The 17,846-nt window shown below is 65.2% G+C and carries 19 protein-coding genes; 15 read left to right on the plus strand and 4 right to left on the minus strand.

The annotated features are described in order from the left end of the window. Window positions 1-24: 24 nt before the first annotated feature. Window positions 25-393, minus strand: a complete 369-nt coding sequence (locus tag HAP41_RS27890; RefSeq protein ID WP_166095918.1) for a GFA family protein — start codon at window positions 391-393, stop codon at window positions 25-27. A 76-nt stretch (window positions 394-469) separates the two neighbouring features. Further along, window positions 470-787: a hypothetical protein gene (locus tag HAP41_RS27895; RefSeq protein WP_166095913.1), complete on the minus strand. Its 318-nt coding sequence runs from the start codon at window positions 785-787 to the stop codon at window positions 470-472. A gap of 179 nt (window positions 788-966) precedes the next feature. Between HAP41_RS27895 and HAP41_RS27900 the strand changes: the two genes are divergently transcribed. The 8 genes from HAP41_RS27900 (at window position 967) to HAP41_RS27935 (ending at window position 6,950) form a co-directional block, all read left to right on the plus strand. Further along, complete coding sequence (locus HAP41_RS27900) at window positions 967-1,707, plus strand: FadR/GntR family transcriptional regulator (protein ID WP_166095906.1); 741 nt, start codon at window positions 967-969, stop codon at window positions 1,705-1,707. 53 nt (window positions 1,708-1,760) lie between these two features. Beyond that, entirely contained in the window at window positions 1,761-2,660 is a 900-nt protein-coding gene (locus HAP41_RS27905) for an NAD(P)-dependent oxidoreductase (RefSeq protein ID WP_166095901.1), read from the plus strand. An 11-nt stretch (window positions 2,661-2,671) separates the two neighbouring features. After that, complete coding sequence (locus HAP41_RS27910; protein WP_166095895.1) at window positions 2,672-3,355, plus strand: amino acid ABC transporter permease; 684 nt, start codon at window positions 2,672-2,674, stop codon at window positions 3,353-3,355. Between the two features lie 7 nt (window positions 3,356-3,362). Beyond that, window positions 3,363-4,031: an amino acid ABC transporter permease gene (locus HAP41_RS27915; protein WP_028169586.1), complete on the plus strand. Its 669-nt coding sequence runs from the start codon at window positions 3,363-3,365 to the stop codon at window positions 4,029-4,031. A gap of 1 nt (window position 4,032) precedes the next feature. Next, window positions 4,033-4,791, plus strand: a complete 759-nt coding sequence (locus tag HAP41_RS27920) for an amino acid ABC transporter ATP-binding protein (RefSeq protein WP_166095888.1) — start codon at window positions 4,033-4,035, stop codon at window positions 4,789-4,791. Window positions 4,792-4,810: 19 nt separating this feature from the next. Then, window positions 4,811-5,605 carry a transporter substrate-binding domain-containing protein gene (locus HAP41_RS27925; protein WP_028149725.1) on the plus strand — a complete coding sequence of 265 codons (795 nt, stop codon included), beginning with the start codon at window positions 4,811-4,813 and terminating at the stop codon, window positions 5,603-5,605. A 68-nt stretch (window positions 5,606-5,673) separates the two neighbouring features. After that, the gene (gene rpiB, locus HAP41_RS27930) at window positions 5,674-6,120 is read left to right on the plus strand and encodes a ribose 5-phosphate isomerase B (protein WP_028149726.1); all 447 of its coding nucleotides are present in this window, start codon (window positions 5,674-5,676) and stop codon (window positions 6,118-6,120) included. Window positions 6,121-6,224: 104 nt separating this feature from the next. Next, complete coding sequence (locus tag HAP41_RS27935) at window positions 6,225-6,950, plus strand: sulfite exporter TauE/SafE family protein (RefSeq protein ID WP_166095880.1); 726 nt, start codon at window positions 6,225-6,227, stop codon at window positions 6,948-6,950. A gap of 6 nt (window positions 6,951-6,956) precedes the next feature. On the opposite strand, the gene HAP41_RS27940 is transcribed toward HAP41_RS27935, so the two are convergent. Then, on the minus strand, window positions 6,957-9,035 hold the full coding sequence (locus HAP41_RS27940) for a putative bifunctional diguanylate cyclase/phosphodiesterase (protein ID WP_166095870.1): 2,079 nt from the start codon (window positions 9,033-9,035) through the stop codon (window positions 6,957-6,959). Continuing rightward, window positions 9,035-10,192 (minus strand): ABC transporter substrate-binding protein, encoded by a 1,158-nt coding sequence (locus HAP41_RS27945; RefSeq protein ID WP_224580724.1) that lies wholly within the window; start codon window positions 10,190-10,192, stop codon window positions 9,035-9,037. Before HAP41_RS27945 ends, HAP41_RS27940 begins: the two co-directional genes overlap by 1 nt. Window positions 10,193-10,393: 201 nt before the next feature. On the opposite strand from HAP41_RS27945, the gene radA reads away from it, so the two are divergent. The 7 genes from radA to HAP41_RS27975 all read left to right on the plus strand — a co-directional run bounded on the left by radA (window position 10,394) and on the right by HAP41_RS27975 (window position 17,766). Beyond that, on the plus strand, window positions 10,394-11,842 hold the full coding sequence (gene radA, locus HAP41_RS27950) for a DNA repair protein RadA (RefSeq protein WP_063983719.1): 1,449 nt from the start codon (window positions 10,394-10,396) through the stop codon (window positions 11,840-11,842). Window positions 11,843-12,008: 166 nt separating this feature from the next. After that, on the plus strand, window positions 12,009-12,638 hold the full coding sequence (locus tag HAP41_RS27955) for a CvpA family protein (RefSeq protein WP_166095866.1): 630 nt from the start codon (window positions 12,009-12,011) through the stop codon (window positions 12,636-12,638). A gap of 29 nt (window positions 12,639-12,667) precedes the next feature. Beyond that, entirely contained in the window at window positions 12,668-14,173 is a 1,506-nt protein-coding gene (purF, locus tag HAP41_RS27960) for an amidophosphoribosyltransferase (RefSeq protein WP_166095863.1), read from the plus strand. 15 nt (window positions 14,174-14,188) lie between these two features. Further along, window positions 14,189-14,320, plus strand: a complete 132-nt coding sequence (locus HAP41_RS50095) for a hypothetical protein (protein WP_256478295.1) — start codon at window positions 14,189-14,191, stop codon at window positions 14,318-14,320. A gap of 70 nt (window positions 14,321-14,390) precedes the next feature. Continuing rightward, window positions 14,391-15,131, plus strand: a complete 741-nt coding sequence (locus HAP41_RS27965; RefSeq protein WP_166095850.1) for an SDR family NAD(P)-dependent oxidoreductase — start codon at window positions 14,391-14,393, stop codon at window positions 15,129-15,131. Between the two features lie 78 nt (window positions 15,132-15,209). Further along, window positions 15,210-16,373: an NHL repeat-containing protein gene (locus tag HAP41_RS27970; RefSeq protein ID WP_166095839.1), complete on the plus strand. Its 1,164-nt coding sequence runs from the start codon at window positions 15,210-15,212 to the stop codon at window positions 16,371-16,373. Between the two features lie 166 nt (window positions 16,374-16,539). Further along, a complete protein-coding gene (locus HAP41_RS27975) occupies window positions 16,540-17,766 on the plus strand; it encodes an ABC transporter substrate-binding protein (RefSeq protein WP_166095833.1) in 1,227 nt (408 codons plus the stop codon). Window positions 17,767-17,846 lie beyond the last annotated feature (80 nt).

The raw sequence follows: 17,846 nt of genomic DNA on the forward strand, positions 1-17,846 counted from the left end.
CGGACATGCGCGCGCCCTGCATGCTCACCACAAATTCCTGCCGTCGATCATGTTCACCGGCACGGCGTCGAGATCGAAATCGTCGAACAGGCGCGCGTTCACCGCAACCTTGGGATTGTCGAAATCGGGGTTGCCGGTCGACCAGTCCGGCGACTCCGAATAGGTGCCGCAGCCGCAGCTCGCGCAGAAATGATGTTTGACCGTGCGGCTGCCCCAGAGATAGGTCGCGACATTTTCCGGCGGCGACAGCAGGCGAAATTGCGCCGGCGTGTAATAGGCCCACAACGCGCCCCGCTTGGCGCAGAGTGAGCAGGTGCAGCGCGTCACGCTCGCCGGCACCTCCGTCACCTCGAATACCGTCTCACCGCAATGACAGCTCGCCTCGATCGGCATGACCCGCTCCCCGTTTTGTCAGGAGATGGTCGTAGCCTGCCCCTGCTGCCAACATGCTGTCAGCAGCGCAACTCGGTCACGGAGCCTCATTCGCGGACAGCCGCCTGGCGTTCGCGGCCACGTGCTCGCGATAGCGCTGGACGACCGCGGCCGGCGTTGCTCCCGCAAGCAGGCTCGCGGCCGCCTCGAAAGCCGCGGCGATCTTCTCGCTGACCATCAGCGCGGCCTCCTGCCCGGCGGCCTCGTCGCCACGGCTGAGCTTCTCGCAGCGCAGCCGCACCACCTCGCTCGCTTCGACCGCGAGCATCGCGCCCGCATACCAGGGAAAGCCGTTGTCGGATCCGCTGAGCGCCGCATGGCGGTCGAGGGCGGAAAAAGAAAGATGATCGGGCATCGCGACCTCAAATTCTTTGAGTGAACGCTCCGATCAATACGCCTCAAATTTGAAGGATCCGGCCGGGGAACCGGTCGGATTGGCCGCGCCTGCCACACCCGCAATTAACCAAGGCTCTTGACGCCGACGCTCTGGTCATCATACTGGTCTGACCAAGATCAGACCAAAAAGAGACCGGGATGGAAGTGAAGCGAGCCACTGAGGGCGAAAAAGGGTTCGAGAAGGTGTTCGCCTTCCTGCGCGAACGCCTGCTTGCGGGCTCGCTCAAGCCCGGCGACCGCCTGATTTCCGAGCGCGAGCTGGCGACCCTCCTTGGCGTCAGCCGGCCGATCGTCCGCGAGGCGCTACGCGCCCTCACCGTGCTCGGCATCGTCGAGATCCGCGACCGCATCGGCACCGTGGTGACGCAGCCGGACGTCTCGGTGCTGAACGACTTCTTCACCTTCGCGCTCGCCCAGCAGGCGGACATGCTCGATGACGTCATGCAGGCGCGCGTCGCGATCGAGTGTCAGGCGATCCGGCTCGCCTGCGAGCGCGCCAACATCGCCGATTTCGAACGCCTGCAGCGTGCGCTCGCGAAGATCGGAGATACGATCGACGAGGCCGATGCCGGCGGCATGGCCGACTTCGAATTCCATCGCGCCATCGTCGTGGCATCGCATTCGGAAACATTGACGGTCTTGCACGGTTCGCTGGCGGGACTTCTGACGCATTCGCATCGCAGCCGCCGCGAGCTGGTGCAGGCCTTCCCGTCGATGAAGACGTACCTGATCGACGACCACCGGCGCATCTTCGACGCGATCATCGCGCGTGACCCCGAGCGAGCGGATGCGACGCTGCGCAAGCATTTTGCCATTGGCGACGAATACCGCAGGCGCGCCGTCGTCGGCGACATCGACAAGACCAGCGCCTCAGGCTGATCGCGGCAGGCCAACAAGCAAGAAACCAATCAACCAAGAAACGGACGACTGACATGGGACGGAACGACAAGGGCAATGTCGGCTTCATCGGCATCGGCACGATGGGCCGCGAGATGGTGCGCAACCTCCTGGTGGCCGGGCATGCGGTTCGCGTCTTCGATCTCAACGAAGCCGCCTTGGCCGACAGCGTCAAGGAAGGCGCGGCCGGCGCCAACAGCCCCGCCGACGCAGCGCAAGACGCCGACATCGTCATCACCATGCTGCCCGACACGCCCCATGTCGAAGCGACTATCTACGGCGAGAACGGCCTCCTGAAGTCGCCGCCACCGGTCAAGCTTATCATCGACATGAGCACGATCTCACCGGTCGCCGTCCGCCGCATCCATGCCGACCTGCAAAAGGTCGGCGTCAGCTTCATCGACGCGCCGGTCTCCGGCGGACCGGTGGGCGCCAAGAACGCTGCGCTCTCGATCATGGCCGGCGGCGATGCGGCTGCCTTTGCGCAGGCAGAACCGTTCTTCCGTGCAATGGGCACGACCATCACGCATGTCGGCGCGTCCGGCGCGGGGCAAACCGTCAAGCTTTGCAATCAGCTGATCTGCGGTATCAACATCCAGGCGATCTGCGAGGCGCTGGCGCTCGGGCGCGCGTCGGGCATCGATCTCAACCTGCTGCGTCGTGTGCTGCTCGGTGGCTCCGCCGCCTCGTGGATGCTCGACAAGCTCGGCCCCGCGATGATCGCGGGCGACGTCTCCGCCGGCTTCCGGATCGATCTCCAGCTCAAGGATCTCCGCCTGGTGCAGGAGCACGCACAGGCGCTGAGCGTGCCGCTGCCCGGCACCGCGCTCGTCACCAGCCAATATGTCGATGCGCGCGCCCATGGCGAAGGCAGCAACGGCAATCAGGCGCTGTTCCGCGTCTATGACCGCATGACCAACCAGACCACCGGCTGAACCTGACGGCGATGAGCCTCCAACTCGACTTTCCCGCAGTGCTGGAGCGTTGGCCGAATTTTCTGGCCGGCGCGGCGCTGACGCTGGAGTTGGCGGCTTTCGCGACGGTGCTCGGCGCCCTGTTCGGTACGCTCGCAGCCGTCGGCCGCGGCTCACGAAGCCCGCTGATCGCAGGCGCCTGCAAAGTCTATGTCGAGACGATCCGCAACACCCCGCTGCTGGTCCAGATATTCCTGGTCTATTTCGGCCTTGCCAGCCTCGGGATGAAATTCTCGGCGTTCACGGTGGCCGTGGCCGCGTTGACGATCAACGTCGGCGCCTACACCGCCGAGATCATGCGCGCCGGCTTCGAGGCGATCCCGCGCGGACAGATCGAGGCCGCCGAGGGGCTCGCGCTGTCGCGACTGCAAATCTACTGGCACATCATCCTGCTGCCGGCGATCGAGAAGGTCTATCCGGCGTTGACCAGCCAGTTCGTGCTGTTGATGCTGGCCTCCTCGGTCTGCTCGCAGATCTCGGCGGAGGAACTCACCGCCGTCGCCAACTACATCCAGTCGGACACCTATCGCGCGTTCGAGACCTACATCATCGTCGCCGTGCTCTACGTCATCCTGTCGCTGGTGATGCGCGCAGGCTTCTGGGGCCTCGGCCTCGTGCTGTTTCCGCGCCGGCGCCGGCTCGGCACGCCGTTGTGAGATGACCATGGGCGGACATCTCAACATCAATCATCTGATGTTCCTCGGTCAGGGCGCGCTGTGGACGATTGGCCTGTCCGTGATCGCGCTGATCGGCGGCGGCATCGTCGGCTTCGTGATCGCGCTCGCACGCATCTCGCCGCTCAAATCGGTGCGGATCGCCAGCGGCGTCTACGTCCAGCTGATCCAGGGCACGCCGCTGCTCGTCATCCTGTTCCTCGGCTATTTCGGCCTCGCCGCGATCGGCCTCAAGGTCTCGCCGTTAGCTGCCGCCGGCGCTTCGCTCACGCTCTATGTCTCGGCCTATCTCGGCGAGATCTGGCGCGGCTGCATCCAGTCGGTGCCGAAGCCGCAATGGGAGGCCGCCGAAGGCCTCGCGCTGAGCCGGACCCAGCGCATGATGAAGGTGATCCTGCCGCAGGCGATCCGCATCGCGACGCCGCCGACCGTCGGCTTCATGGTGCAGATCATCAAGAACACCTCGCTCGCCTCCGTGGTCGGCTTCGTCGAGCTGATGCGGTCGGGCCAGATCGTCAACAACTCGCTGTTCGAGCCGTTCGCCATCTACGCGATCATCGCCGTCGTCTATTTCGCCATGTGCTATCCCCTGTCCCTGTTCAGCCAGAAGCTGGAACGGCGGATGGGGCGTGGCAGGTCCAACCTCGCACCAGCCTGACATGCAGCAAAACCCCTCCTCCTCCGAACCGATCGTGTCGCTCCGCGACGTGCAGAAGAGCTTTGGCCCGCTCCGGGTGCTCGATGGTGTCTCCTTTGCCGTCGAGCGCGGCGAAGTGCTGGCGCTGATCGGCCGCTCCGGCTCCGGCAAGAGCACGGCGCTGCGCTGCATCGACCGCTTCGAGAAGGTGGACGGCGGCCAGATCGTCGTGTGCGGGCATCGCGTCGATCGTCCCGATGTCGATCTGCGCGCGCTGCGCCAGGACGTTGGCATCGTGTTCCAGAGCTACAATCTGTTTCCGCACCTCACGATCGAACAGAACATCACGCTCGCCCCCTGCGCGGTGAAGGGCATGGCCACCTCGCAAGCCAGGGACCTCGCGCGCAAAGTGCTGGCCCAGGTCGGGCTCGAGGAGAAACTGCACGCCTATCCCGAGCAGCTCTCGGGCGGACAGCAGCAGCGCGCGGCCATCGCCCGCTCGCTGGCGATGCAGCCGAAAGTGATGCTGTTCGACGAGGTCACCTCCGCGCTCGATCCCGAGCTTACCGGCGAGGTGCTGAAGGTGATCGAGCAATTGGCGGCGGACGGCATGACCATGGTGATGGTCACCCATGAGATGGGTTTTGCCAAAGGCATCGCCGACCGGATCGTCTTCATGCATCGCGGCAAGGTCCACGAGACCGGCCCCGCCTCGATCCTGACGTCGCCGGCGACGCCCGAACTCACGCAATTCGTGGGCACTGGAAACTTAAAATCATAACAGGAGAGGACAACCAAGGATGACAAACAAGACACTGCTGGGGACCGCCGCCGCGCTGTTCGGCCTCGTCATGATATCAGCCACGCCGGCATCGGCCGACCTGCTCGACGACATCACGCAGGCCAAGAAGATCCGCATCTCGACGGACGTCGCCATTCCGCCCTCGGGTATGATGGACAGCAGCATGAAGCCGACCGGCTCCGACGTCGAGGTGGCGCAACTGCTCGCCAAGGATTGGGGGCTCGAACTCGAATTCATCCAGACCACCGGCGCAACCCGCATCCCCAACGTCCTGACCGGCAAGGCCGACATCATCATCTCGACCCTGTCGGTGACGCCCGATCGCGCCAAGGTCATCGACTTCACCAAGCGCTATGCGACGCTGCAATCCGACGTCGGCTGCCTGAAATCCTCGACCGTCAAGGACTGGCCCGATCTGAAGGACAAGTCGATCGGCGTCTCCCGCGGCACCACGCAGGACACCACCCTGTCCAACATGAAGGACAAGGACCTCAAGATCTCGCGCTACGACGACGACGCCACGATGGTGACGGCGGCCGTCTCCGGTCAGGTCGACTGCGTCGCCTCGTCGGCGACGATCATCAACCAGATCGGGGTGAAGAACCCGTCGCGTGTGTTCGAGTCCAGGATCCCGCTGGCGACCTTCGACCTCGCGATCGGCCTGAAGAAGGGTGAGCAGCGCCTGATGGACAAACTCAACGCCTGGATCACCGAGAACGTCAAGAACGGCAAGCTCAACGCGATCTACAAGAAATTCCACGGGGTCGAGCTGCCGCCCGACATGCGCAGCTGAAACCAGGGAAAATCGTGGCAGCCGCGAAGCGGCTGTCACGACCAACGTAAACTCAAGAAGGACATCACATGCGTCTCGTCATCGGATCCGACCACGCCGGCTGGCCGCTCAAGCAGACCGTTATCGATCACATCCGCAGCCTCGGCCACGACGTCGTCGATGTCGGCTCCCATGACGACAAGCCGGTGGATTTCCCCGACATCGCACGGGCCGTGGCGCAGAAGGTGACGTCAGGCGAAGCCGCACGCGGCATCATGGTGTGCGGCACCGGCGTCGGCGCCTCGATCGCGGCCAACAAGATGAAGGGCATCCGCGCCGCGGTTTGCCACGATGTTCATTCCGCCCATCAGAGCGTCGAGCATGACGACGTCAACGTCATGTGCATCGGCGCGCAGATCGTCGGCGCCTGGCTCGCCGTGGATCTGGTCTCGTCCTATCTCTCCGCCGAATTCTCGACGGACGAGGATTTTCGCCGCCGCGTCGAGAAGCTGCGCATCATGGACGAGCAAGGCTGACGGCCGGCCCGGACCGCATGCGCTGAGCGATCGGTTCCCTCGCCTGGAATGGATCGCCCACATCGCCGGCCACGGCTAAACTCTCCCGATTCGTGGAGAGCACCTTGGCCTTTCTCTTCGTCCTCATCGTCGGCCTGATCGCCGGCACCGTCTCAGGCATCGTCGGCACGGGGTCGTCGATCATGCTGATGCCGGTGCTGGTCTATGCCTATGGGCCGAAGGAAGCCGTGCCGATCATGGCGGTCGCCTCCGTGATGGCGAACTTCTCGCGGATCCTGGCGTGGTGGCGCGAGGTCGACTGGCGGGCCTGCGCGGCCTATTCGGTGACGGGCATTCCGGCCGCCGTGCTGGGCGCGCGCACGCTGCTCGCGCTCCCCTCGCACGCCGTCGATCTCGCCATCGGCATCTTCCTGATCGCGATGGTGCCGGTGCGGCACTGGCTGGCGCGGCACGACCTCAAGGCCAATCTCTGGCATCTGGCGATCGGCGGGGCGATCATCGGCTATCTCACCGGCATCGTGGTCTCGACCGGCCCGCTCAGCGTGCCGCTGTTCCTGTTCTACGGCCTGTCCAAGGGTGCGTTCCTCGCAACCGAGGCGGCCTCCTCGCTCGGCCTCTACTTCGCGAAGTCCGTGACCTTCGAACGTTTCGGCGCGTTGACGCAGGATGTCTTCATCAAGGGCCTGATTGCGGGCTCCTCGCTGATGTCGGGCGCCTTCATCGCAAAACGCTTCGTGCTGCATCTCAAGCCGGAGATGTTCCGTCTGGTGATGGACGCGATCATGATCGCTGCGGGCCTCTCCATGCTCTGGAACGCAACGCAGCCGTAATCGCGCTCAGGCGGCGAATTCGGGCGCGATCGACGGGCTGCCGGCGAGGACGCGGCTTGTCTCAGTGGGTACCGCCTGCTTTTCGAGCCATTGCAGCACGGCGTCGAGCGGCTGCGGCCGATGGTAGTGATACCCCTGCCCGAGCATCACGCCCATCTCGCGCATTGCATCAGCCTGCTCGGGCCGCTCGATGCCTTCCGCGACGAGCGTCAGCCCCAGCGTGCCGGCGAGCGAGGCGATGACGCCGACGATCGCCTTGTCTTCCGCGCTGTCAGGGATCTCGCTGATGAAGGCTTTGTCGATCTTGACCTTGTCGAGCGGGAACCGCCTGAGATGCGCGAGCGAGCTGTAGCCCGTGCCGAAATCGTCGAGCGCGATGGTCGCGCCCAGGCGCCGCAGGCGGTGCAGCGTCTCGGAGGCGCTGGCGATGTTGTTGATCAGCGAGCCCTCAGTGATCTCGAGCTCCAGCGACGAGGCCGCAACGTTGAAACGCGCGCAGGTCGCGCGCAGCTCGGCAGCGAGCGAATGGTCGGCAAGCTCGGACGGCGGCAGATTGATCGCGATCCTGATCTGCGCCCTGCCGGCGGACACCAGTCGCTGCAACGCGCGACAGGCATCGGTCAGCACGTAGCGCGTCAGCCGCGCATTGTTGCCGCTGCGCTCGATCAGCGGCAGGAATTCGCCGGGACCGATCAAGCCAAGTTCGGGATGGCGCCAGCGGATCAGCGCCTCGAGGCCGACAACGGCCTGGCTCCCGAGGTCGACCTGGCTTTGATACCAGACCTCGAACTGCCCCTCGGCGAAGCCTGCGGGAATGGCGAGCTCGAGATCCCGGCGGCGGCGATAGTCGCGCTGAAGCGCTTCGTCGAGCACGGCGACCGTGCCCGGCGCCTTGCTCTTGGCATGGTAGAGCGCGATGTCGGCGAGCGCCGGCAAATGCGACAGCTCGGGATCGGCGGCACGGCGCACGGCAAGGCCGATGCTGGCGCGCGGCACGACCTGCTTGTCGTGCAGCCGGATCGGCACGGAAATCGCATCGAGCAGCTGGCGCGCGAACGCCTGGGCGGTCGCTTCATTGCTGACCTCGGGGCGGATCACGACGAATTCGTCGCCGGCGAGCCGGGCGACCCAATCCTGCGGTTCGACCGCATCGCGAAGGCGCTCGGAGATGTGCACCAGGAACTTGTCGCCGGCATCATGGCCGAATGTGTCGTTGATGCCCTTGAAGTCGTCGAGATCGATGAAGCAGAAGGCGATCAGCGAGTCCGGCGAGCCGGCATCGCCGCTCAGGGTCACCAGATGCTCGGACAGCGAGCGACGGTTGGGCAGGCCCGTGAGCGGATCGTGCGCGGCCATGTGCCCGAGCCGGTCGAGCGCCCCCGACGTCGTGTGCTGCATGGCGTTGAAGGCATGCGCGAGCTGGCCGAATTCGTTCGTCGATTTGATGTCGGCCGGATACGCGCGCCCGTCCTGCTTGCTGCGCTGGATCGCCGACATGATCGCGGTAAGCGGCTTGCCGATGAAGATGTTGGCCGATATCCGCATCGCGATCAGGGTGGCAAATGTCGCGAGCAGGCCGACCACCAGCAGCAGCATCAGCCGGCTGCCCGTGTCCGTGTAGACCGTCGCATAGGAATAGGCGATCGCGATACGGCCGGCCTGCACGGCGATGTTGCCGTTGCTGTAGCGGATCGGACGCGAGACTTCCGATACCGCCTGGTCCGCCGGCCGCGCCACCACCCGCGCGATCGCGACGCCGGTGTCGTCATAAACGGCCGCCGCGGCAATGGTCTCGTCGTGCATGATCTCGTTGAGGACGCTCGTGACCTGATCGTAGCGCATCTTCCAGAGCGGCTCGGCGATCAGCTCGGCGCGGCTCTCGGCCGTGCGGGCAATGCGCGCGTCGAGCTGCCTGATCTGCGACCAGAAGCTCGATGCCTCGACGCCGGCGGAGGCGAGCAGCTGCACCACCAGCAGCACCGGCACGGTGGCCCAGATCATCGCACGAACCACCGAGCGCGAGCGCGACGGCGCCGTCGCCTGCTGCTTGCGATCCGGGTCGGTCATGTCGTCACCGTTTCGCATCAGTCAGCAGCGCCTTCCGGAAGCGTCAGCGAAGAGATGAGCGCATCGATGGAGAAATCGTACTGGCCGCAGCGCCCTGCCCTCGCCCTGAAGCGCGCGAAATCGATCCGATCGAAGGCGCGCGTCTTGATGAGGTCTCCGACCGAAGCGAGATTGCCGCGCGTGATCGCGGACGTCCTGGCCTCGACGCGGGGCGATGCGGTCGCGAAGTCGCAGCCGTCGGCGTAGTCGCGCAGGAGGACGACCGACCAGCCGCCGAGCAGGAAATGTCCGCCATCGGTCATGAGCAGACGTCCCGCCTTGATCTCGCGCAGCGCGTCCTCCGACCAGTTGAGGCCGACCAGCTGGATGTTTCGGCCGGGCGTAAGGCCGGCAGCGACCACCGCGCGAAGCGCGCCGAGCGCCATCGGATCGTTTCCGGCCCAGATTCCGGCAGGCCGGATCTCCTTGCGCGTGGCCCAGCTCAGATAATTCCTGGTGACCTGCTCTGCCTCCGACTGGGTCCAGTTCGCGAACAGCATCCGGTCCACCACCACGTCGGGCGCCGCGTCCACCGCGAGCTTGAGACCGGCGTTACGGGCGATCGAGGCCGGCGTGATCTCGTCGCCGCCGATGCCGAGAATGTGGATCTTGCCGTCCGGGCTCTGCCATTTCTCGGCGCGCGCCACTTTGATCAAGGCATTGGCCATCCTCGCACCCGCGGTCTGGAGATCGGTCGTGATGTCGCCGAGCCAGGTCTTGAGCTTTTGCCGGGGCGGTCCGAGGCGCGCGGCGTCGTCGCCGATCAACGTATTCGAGAGCAGCAGCGTCTTGACCCCGGCGGCCTCGGCCGCCTCCAGGATGGGAACGGCAGCGGATTCCTCGTTCGACAGGATGAGGAAGTCCGGCTTGTCGGCGCGTGCCACCACGCCGAAGCCAAGCTCCTGCATGGTGCGGTAATTCCGCTCGCTGGTCAGCACCTCGACATGCGCGTCGAGCTTGCGGCCCGCGGCCTGCATGGTCTGCGCGACCATGTCCCAGTAGACCTCGCCGGTCTTGCCGGGGTTGACGAAAACGATGTTGAGACGCCCGGCGTCGGCAGCAACGGCGCCGCCTGCCGGCAGAAGAAAGCCGCAGGCCATGCCCACGGCGAGCATTATCCGCAAGACTACCGTCATTCGTTTCGCCATCCCGTATCGGTTTCGAAACTGGACCCGCGTCCGCTAACATTTGGCAAAGTCCGGAACGGCGCGGCGGCGTAGAGCTAACAAAGGGTGTATCGGCTGCGGTGAATTGGGCTAATGGGGGTGCCGGCCATCGCCGTCTCGCCCGTCATTCCGTGCTATCAGCAAACCTGACCCCCCCGACTCGCTGTCCCCATGGCCAAGAACACGCTTTCCTTCGTCTGCCAGAACTGCGGCGCGGCCTATAACCGCTGGCAGGGCAAGTGCGAATCCTGCGGCGAGTGGAACACGCTTGCCGAGGAGGACACGACCGGCAGCGTACCGGTCTCGATCCGCTCCAAGCGCAAGGGACGGACGTTTGCGCTGGAGAGCCTGTCGGGGAAGACCCAGGACGCTCCGCGCCTGTCCTCGGGCATGACCGAGCTCGACCGCGTCACCGGTGGCGGCTTCGTCCGCGGCTCGGTGCTGCTGGTCGGCGGCGATCCCGGCATCGGCAAGTCGACGCTGCTGACGCAGGCCACCAGCATGATGGCGCGCGCCGGCCACCGCATCGTCTACATCTCCGGCGAAGAGGCGGTCGCCCAGGTGCGGCTGCGCGCCGAGCGGCTCGGCCTGTCGGACGCGCCGGTGCAGCTCGCGGCCGAGACCTCTGTCGAGGATATCGTCTCGACGCTGTCGGAAGGCGCGGTGCCGCGGCTGATCGTGATCGACTCGATCCAGACCATGTGGACCGACACGGTGGAATCCGCGCCCGGCACGGTCACCCAGGTGCGCGCCTCGGCGCAGGCGCTGATCCGCTTCGCCAAGAAGACGGGTGCTGCCATCATCCTGGTCGGCCATGTCACCAAGGACGGCCAGATCGCAGGCCCCCGCGTGGTCGAGCACATGGTCGATGCGGTGCTGTCCTTCGAGGGCGAAGGCTCGCAGCAATTCCGCATCCTGCGCGCCGTGAAGAACCGCTTCGGCCCGACCGACGAGATCGGCGTGTTCGAGATGACTGGCCTTGGCCTGCGCGAGGTCACCAATCCCTCCGAGCTGTTCCTGTCCGAGCGCGATCTGGGCACGCCGGGCACCGCAGTCTTCGCGGGCATCGAGGGCACGAGGCCCGTTCTGGTCGAATTGCAGGCCTTGGTCGCCCCCACCTCGCTCGGCACCCCGCGCCGGGCCGTGGTCGGCTGGGATCAGAGCAGGCTCTCCATGGTGCTGGCGGTGCTGGAGGCCCATTGCGGGGTCAAGCTGTCCGGCCACGACGTCTATCTGAACGTCGCGGGCGGCCTGCGCATCCACGAGCCGGCGGCCGATATGGCCGCCGCGGCCGCACTGGTTTCATCCCTGGTTAATGCGCAGTTACCCACCGATGCCGTCTATTTCGGCGAGATTTCGCTCTCCGGCGTCATCCGCCCGGTGGCGCAGACCCCGGCCCGGCTCAAGGAAGCGGTCAAGCTCGGCTTCAAGCGCGCCGTGCTGCCCGAATCGGCCCGGGGCGGCGATGCTGGCGGCGACGCCGGACTGTCCCTCAACGCGATCAACAGCCTGACGACACTGGTGGCCGAGATCGCGGCCCGGGGCTCCCGCCGCGGCGACTCGAGCCCTCCGGCGGAGAAAAATGCCACACCGGCAAGATTCCGCCGTGGAGAGGGTTAGGCGGAGGTGACGTCCTCCGCCCCCACCGCTATACAGCCGTCACAAAAGCAGCATGGGATTGCGTGGTTGCGGCCTTGCCGGGAACGCCGTCTGGCCCTCACTTAGGGCCACGGCCAAACACCGATTCGCTGAGCACCTTTGAAGTACGAGCGGACCCGACCAGCCGATGCCAGTAACACTCCTCGACCTGATCCTGCTCGGTGTGATGCTGATCTCGGGCCTGCTCGCCATGGTCCGCGGCTTCATGCGTGAAATCCTGTCGATCGCGGCCTGGGGCGCAGCGGCGATCGTGACGCTGTACTCGTTCTCGAAGCTGCTGCCGACCGCAAAGACCTATTTCAACAACGACACGGTGGCGAGCGTCGTCGTGGTCGCCGGTGTGTTCGTCGGCACCCTGGTCGTGGTTTCCGTGATCACGGTCCGGATCTCCGACATGATCCTGGATTCGCGCATCGGCGCGCTAGACCGCACCCTGGGCTTCCTGTTTGGCCTCGCTCGCGGGCTTTTGATCGTCGTGGTCGCGTTCCTGTTCTTCACCTGGCTGGTGCCGGACAAGCAGCGCCCGGACTGGGTCACGGGGGCAAAGTCCCGGGTGGTGCTCCAGGGAACCGGCGATTGGCTGATGGCCCTCTTGCCTGACGACCCCGAGAACACCATCTTGAAGAGATTCAAGAAAAACAAACCAGATGATGATCAAGCTGATTCCGAACAGCAGCCTTCGGGCACTGGCGACGCATACAGCAAACCGGCTCGTGACAGCCTCAAGAAGCTGATCGAGAAACCTGCGGCGCGTTGATTAGGCCCTAAAAGAGAGGCGCGGACGAGATGCGACACCCTGACCAGGACGCCCAACGTGATCTCGGCCCAGCCGCGCTAGAGCTTCAGGACGACCTGGATGGCGATACGCTCCGTGAGGAATGCGGCGTCTTCGGCATCTATGGCCACCCCGACGCCGCCGCCATCACCGCGCTCGGCCTCCACGCCCTCCAGCATCGCGGCCAGGAGGCCGCCGGCATCGTCTCCTACGACGGCAGCCGCTTTCACTCGGAACGCCGCCTCGGCCTCGTCGGCGACACCTTCTCCCGCCGCGAGGTGATCGACCGCCTGCCCGGCAATATGGCCGTCGGCCATGTCCGCTACTCCACCACCGGCGCCACCATCCTGCGCAACGTGCAGCCGCTGTTCGCCGAGCTCAATGCCGGCGGCCTTGCGGTCGCCCACAACGGCAACCTCACCAACGGCCTGACGCTGCGCCGCGAGCTCGTGAAGAACGGCGCGATGATGCAGTCGACCACCGACACCGAGGTGATCCTGCATCTCGTCGCGCGCTCCCGGCGCAGCCGCTTCATCGAACGCTACATCGACGCCCTGCGCGAGATCGAGGGCGCCTATGCATTGGTTTCGCTGACCAACAAGAAGCTGGTCGGCGCGCGCGATCCGCGCGGCATCCGCCCGCTGGTGCTCGGCGAGCTCGACGGTTGTCCGATCCTGACCTCGGAGACCTGCGCGCTCGACATCATCGGCGCGCGCTTCATTCGCGACATCGAGCCCGGCGAAGTCATCGTGTTCGACGAGAACGGCCAGGACATCCACAAGCCGTTCCCGCCGATGGCGCCGCGCCCCTGCATCTTCGAATACATCTATTTCTCCCGCCCGGACTCCATCGTTCACGGCCGCTCGGTCTACGAAGTGCGCAAGGCCTTTGGTGCGCAGCTCGCGCGCGAGAGCCATGTGCCGATCGACGTCGTCGTCCCGGTGCCGGATTCCGGCGTGCCCGCCGCGGTCGGTTACAGCCAGCATTCCGGCGTGCCGTTCGAGCTCGGCATCATCCGCAACCACTATGTCGGCCGCACCTTCATCCAGCCGACGCAGGCGATCCGCGAGTCCGGCGTGCGCATGAAGCATTCGGCGAACCGCGCCGCGATCGAAGGCAAGCGCATCATCCTGATCGACGACTCGCTGGTGCGCGGTACCACCTCGAAGAAGATCGTGCGCATGATGCGCGATGCCGGCGCCAAGGAAGTGCATTTCCGCCTCGCCTCGCCGCCGATCCTCTATCCCGATTATTACGGCATCGACCTGCCGGATCGCGGCGGCCTCCTGGCCGCGACACACTCGCTGGAGGAGATGCGCGAGATCATCGGCGCCGACTCGCTCGCCTTCCTGTCGATCGACGGCATGTATCGCGCCATGGGCGAGCCCGGCCGCGACCCCGCCAATCCGAAATTCTCGGATCATTGCTTCACCGGGGCGTATCCGACCCACCTCACCGACCAGACCCAGACCGAGCAGCAGCCCCGGCAGTTGTCGCTGTTGGCGGAGGCGAGCTGACGCGAGTCCGCGCCGATGCAGCTGACCATCGCCATTCTCTGCGGAGGGCTTTTGGTCGGCTTCATCGTCTTCGCCTTCAGGCAGGGCATGAAGGTACCGCCTGACAGCTCGGCGAACGGCCCGAACAATAGTACCAATATCCAGTAGGGCTGCGGCGGGAGCTCGAGGGCAGAAATTCCGGGCTTGTCCCGGCCATCCACGCCTGTAAAACCCCGCCATGACAAAACCCCTCGCCAACCGCATCGCTCTCGTCACCGGCGCCTCGCGCGGCATCGGCTTCGCCACGGCCAGGGCGCTGGCCAAGGCCGGCGCGCATATCGTTGCGACGGCGCGCACGCAGGGCGGGCTGGAAGAGCTCGATGACGAGATCCGGAAAGACGGCGGCAGCGCCACGCTGGTGCCGCTCAATCTCACCGATTCCGACGGCATCGCGCGGCTCGGGGCCGGCCTGCACGAACGCTATGGCAAGCTCGACATCCTCGTCGGCAATGCCGGCGTGCTCGGCCCCTCCTCGCCGGTCGGCCACATCGAACTGAAAGCTTTCACCGATGTGATCGCGGTCAACGTCTCCGCGAACTTCCAGCTGATCCGCTGCATGGAGCCGCTGCTGCGGCAGTCCGATGCCGGCCGCGCCGTGTTCATCACCTCGGGCGCCGCCAACAAGGCCACCGCCTATGTCAGCCCCTACGCCGCCTCCAAGGCCGCGCTGGAAACACTGGCCCGCGCCTGGGCGCAGGAAACCACGAACACGCCGCTCCGTGTCAACCTGTTCAACCCGGGCCCGATCCGCACCCGGATGCGCGCCACGTTGATGCCGGGCGAAGATCCGGCGACGCTGGAGACACCCGAGCAGGTCGCCGAATTCATCGTGCCGATGTGCGCGCCGGACTGGACCGAAACCGGCAAGTTCTACGACTACAAGACCCGCACGCTGATGAGCTTCCGCTCGCCGGCCTGATTGACTCGCGTGCCTCCCCGCGATTGACTGCCCGTGCTCAAGCGGCAGCAAGCCGCAAGCCAAAAAAGGGAGGTTGCCATGGCGCCGTGGCATGATCGCGCAGGGCTTGTCTGTACAAGGCTCGGCCGTGCGCTCGTACGAGTCTCTCACGCCTTCTCCATCCTGATTGCGGCCATCGCGTTCGTGCTTCCAGGCACGGCGACTGCGGGTGACGTCCCGACCTTCGCGGTCGATGCCTCCTGGCCAAAACAGCTGCCGAACAACTGGATCCTCGGCCAGGTCGGCGGCATCACCGTCGACTGGCAGGGCCATATCTGGGTGATCCATCGCCCGCGCTCGCTCACCGATGACGAGAAAGGCGCGAGCCTCAGCCCGCCGCGCTCGAAGTGCTGCGTGTCGGCGCCTCCCGTGCTCGAATTCGACACCGACGGCAATCTGCTGCGGTCGTGGGGCGGTCCGGGCGAAGGCTATGAATGGGTCGGCCGCGAGCACGGCATCGAGGTCGACGAGCGCGGCTTCGTCTGGGTCGGCGGCAACGCCGACAACGACAACGCCATTTTGAAGTTCACGCTCGACGGCAAGTTCGTCGCCCAGATCGGCAAGATCGCGCCGAGCCTCGGCAGCAACGACACCACGCAGCTCGGCAAGCCCGCCGAAACCGCGATCGACAAGGAGGCGAACGAAATCTACGTCGCCGACGGTTATGGCAACCGCCGCGTCATCGTGTTCGATGCGACGACGCTCGCCTACAAGCGGCACTGGGGCGCCTATGGCAACAAGCCCGATGACAACAAGCAGGCGGCGTATGATCCCAAGGCGCCCGTCTCCCAGCAATTCGGAAATCCCGTCCATTGCGTGAAGCTCGCCAATGACGGTCTCGTCTACGTCTGCGACCGCATCAACAATCGCATCCAGGTGTTCAAAAAGGATGGCACCTTCGTGAAGGAGTTCTTCTTCGAGAAGAACACACTTGGCAACGGCGCGGTGTGGGACGTCGCGATCTGGCCCGATCCGAAGCAGACCTATTTGCTCAGCGCCGACGGCGAGAACAACGAGATCAGGGTGATCAAGCGCGACGACGGCAGCGTGGTCGGCAGCTTCGGGCACAACGGCCGCAATGCCGGGCAATTCCACTGGGTGCATGCGATGGCGGTCGACGCCAAGGGTAACGTCTATACCGCCGAGGTCGATACCGGAAAGCGCATCCAGAAATTCAGGCTGACGTCGGACGCACTCAAATAGCGTCTCAACACACTTTGCCCAAAGGTTAACCGACGGATGACGCTACGCCGCAGCGTCATCCGGCTTTAGGCGCATTGCCGCCGGCCGTGGGACACGGTAGAGCGATCAGCCGGAACAAGGCTCCGCAAGAGAGCCGTCCGCATATTGAAAATGGAGGAGACCTATTATGACGACGACGCTCGCGCGCCGCTATGCGGCCCTTCTGGCCTGTGCCGCCTTCGGTTTTGCAACATCCGCCTACGCGCAGGACAAGACCGTCAAGATCGGCGTCTTGAATGACATGTCGAGCCTTTATGCCGATATCGGCGGCCCGAACTCCGTGGTCGCGATCAAGATGGCCGTCGAGGATTCCGGCCTGCTCAAGAAGGGCTGGAAGATCGACGTGCTGAGCGGCGATCACCAGAACAAGCCGGACGTCGGCGTCAATATCGCTCGGCAGTGGATCGACAACGAGAAGGTCGATGCGATCGCCGATACGCCGAACTCCGGCGTCGCGCTCGCGGTCAGCAACCTCGTCAAGGAAAAGAATTCGGTGCTGCTGAATTCCGGCGCCGCCTCTGCCGACTTGACCGGCAAGGCCTGCACGCCGAACACAATCTCCTACACTTACGACACCTACATGCTCGCCAACGGCACCGGCAAGGCGCTGACCAAGGCTGGCGGCGACACCTGGTTCTTTCTTACCGCGGATTACGCCTTCGGCCACGCGCTGGAACGCGACACCACGGCCGTCGTGACGGCGAACGGCGGCAAGGTGCTGGGCAGCGTCAAGCACCCGATCAACAGCTCGGACTTCTCGTCCTTCCTGCTGCAGGCCCAATCGTCTAAGGCCAAGGTGGTCGGCCTCGCCAATGCTGGCGGCGACACCACGAACTCGATCAAGCAGGCGGCCGAATTCGGCATCGTATCGGGCGGCCAGAAGCTCGCGGCGCTGCTGCTGTTCATCAACGACGTGCATTCGCTGGGGCTAAAGACCGCGTACGGCCTGACCTTCACCGAGTCCTTCTACTGGGACATGAACGAGCAGACCCGCGCCTGGTCGAAGCGCTTCGCCGCCCTGGCCAGCAAGAACGCGATGCCGTCTATGACCCAGGCCGGCAACTACGCGATGGTGCTACACTATCTCAAGGCGATGGAAGCGCTCGGCGGCAACCCGCATGACGGCGCCAAGGTCGTCGCCAAGATGAAGGAGCTGCCGACCGACGATCCGCTGTTCGGCAATGGCCCGCTGCGCCAGGACGGACGCCGTCTCATCCCGGCCTATCTGTTCGAGGTGAAGAAGCCCGAGGAGTCGAAGGGCCCGTGGGACTACTACAAGCAGATCGCCACGATCGCAGCGGAAGACGCGGCCAAGCCGCTCAAGGACAGCGAGTGTCCGCTGGTGAAGAAGTAAGACAGTCGACGCTGCCGTAGGGTGGGCAAAGGCGCGTAAGCGCCGTGCCCACCTTCTCTCTCCGCGAGTTGACGAAGTAG

The sequence above is a fragment of the Bradyrhizobium barranii subsp. apii genome, from assembly GCF_011516635.5.
GTDB classification, from domain to species: Bacteria; Pseudomonadota; Alphaproteobacteria; order Rhizobiales; family Xanthobacteraceae; genus Bradyrhizobium; species Bradyrhizobium barranii.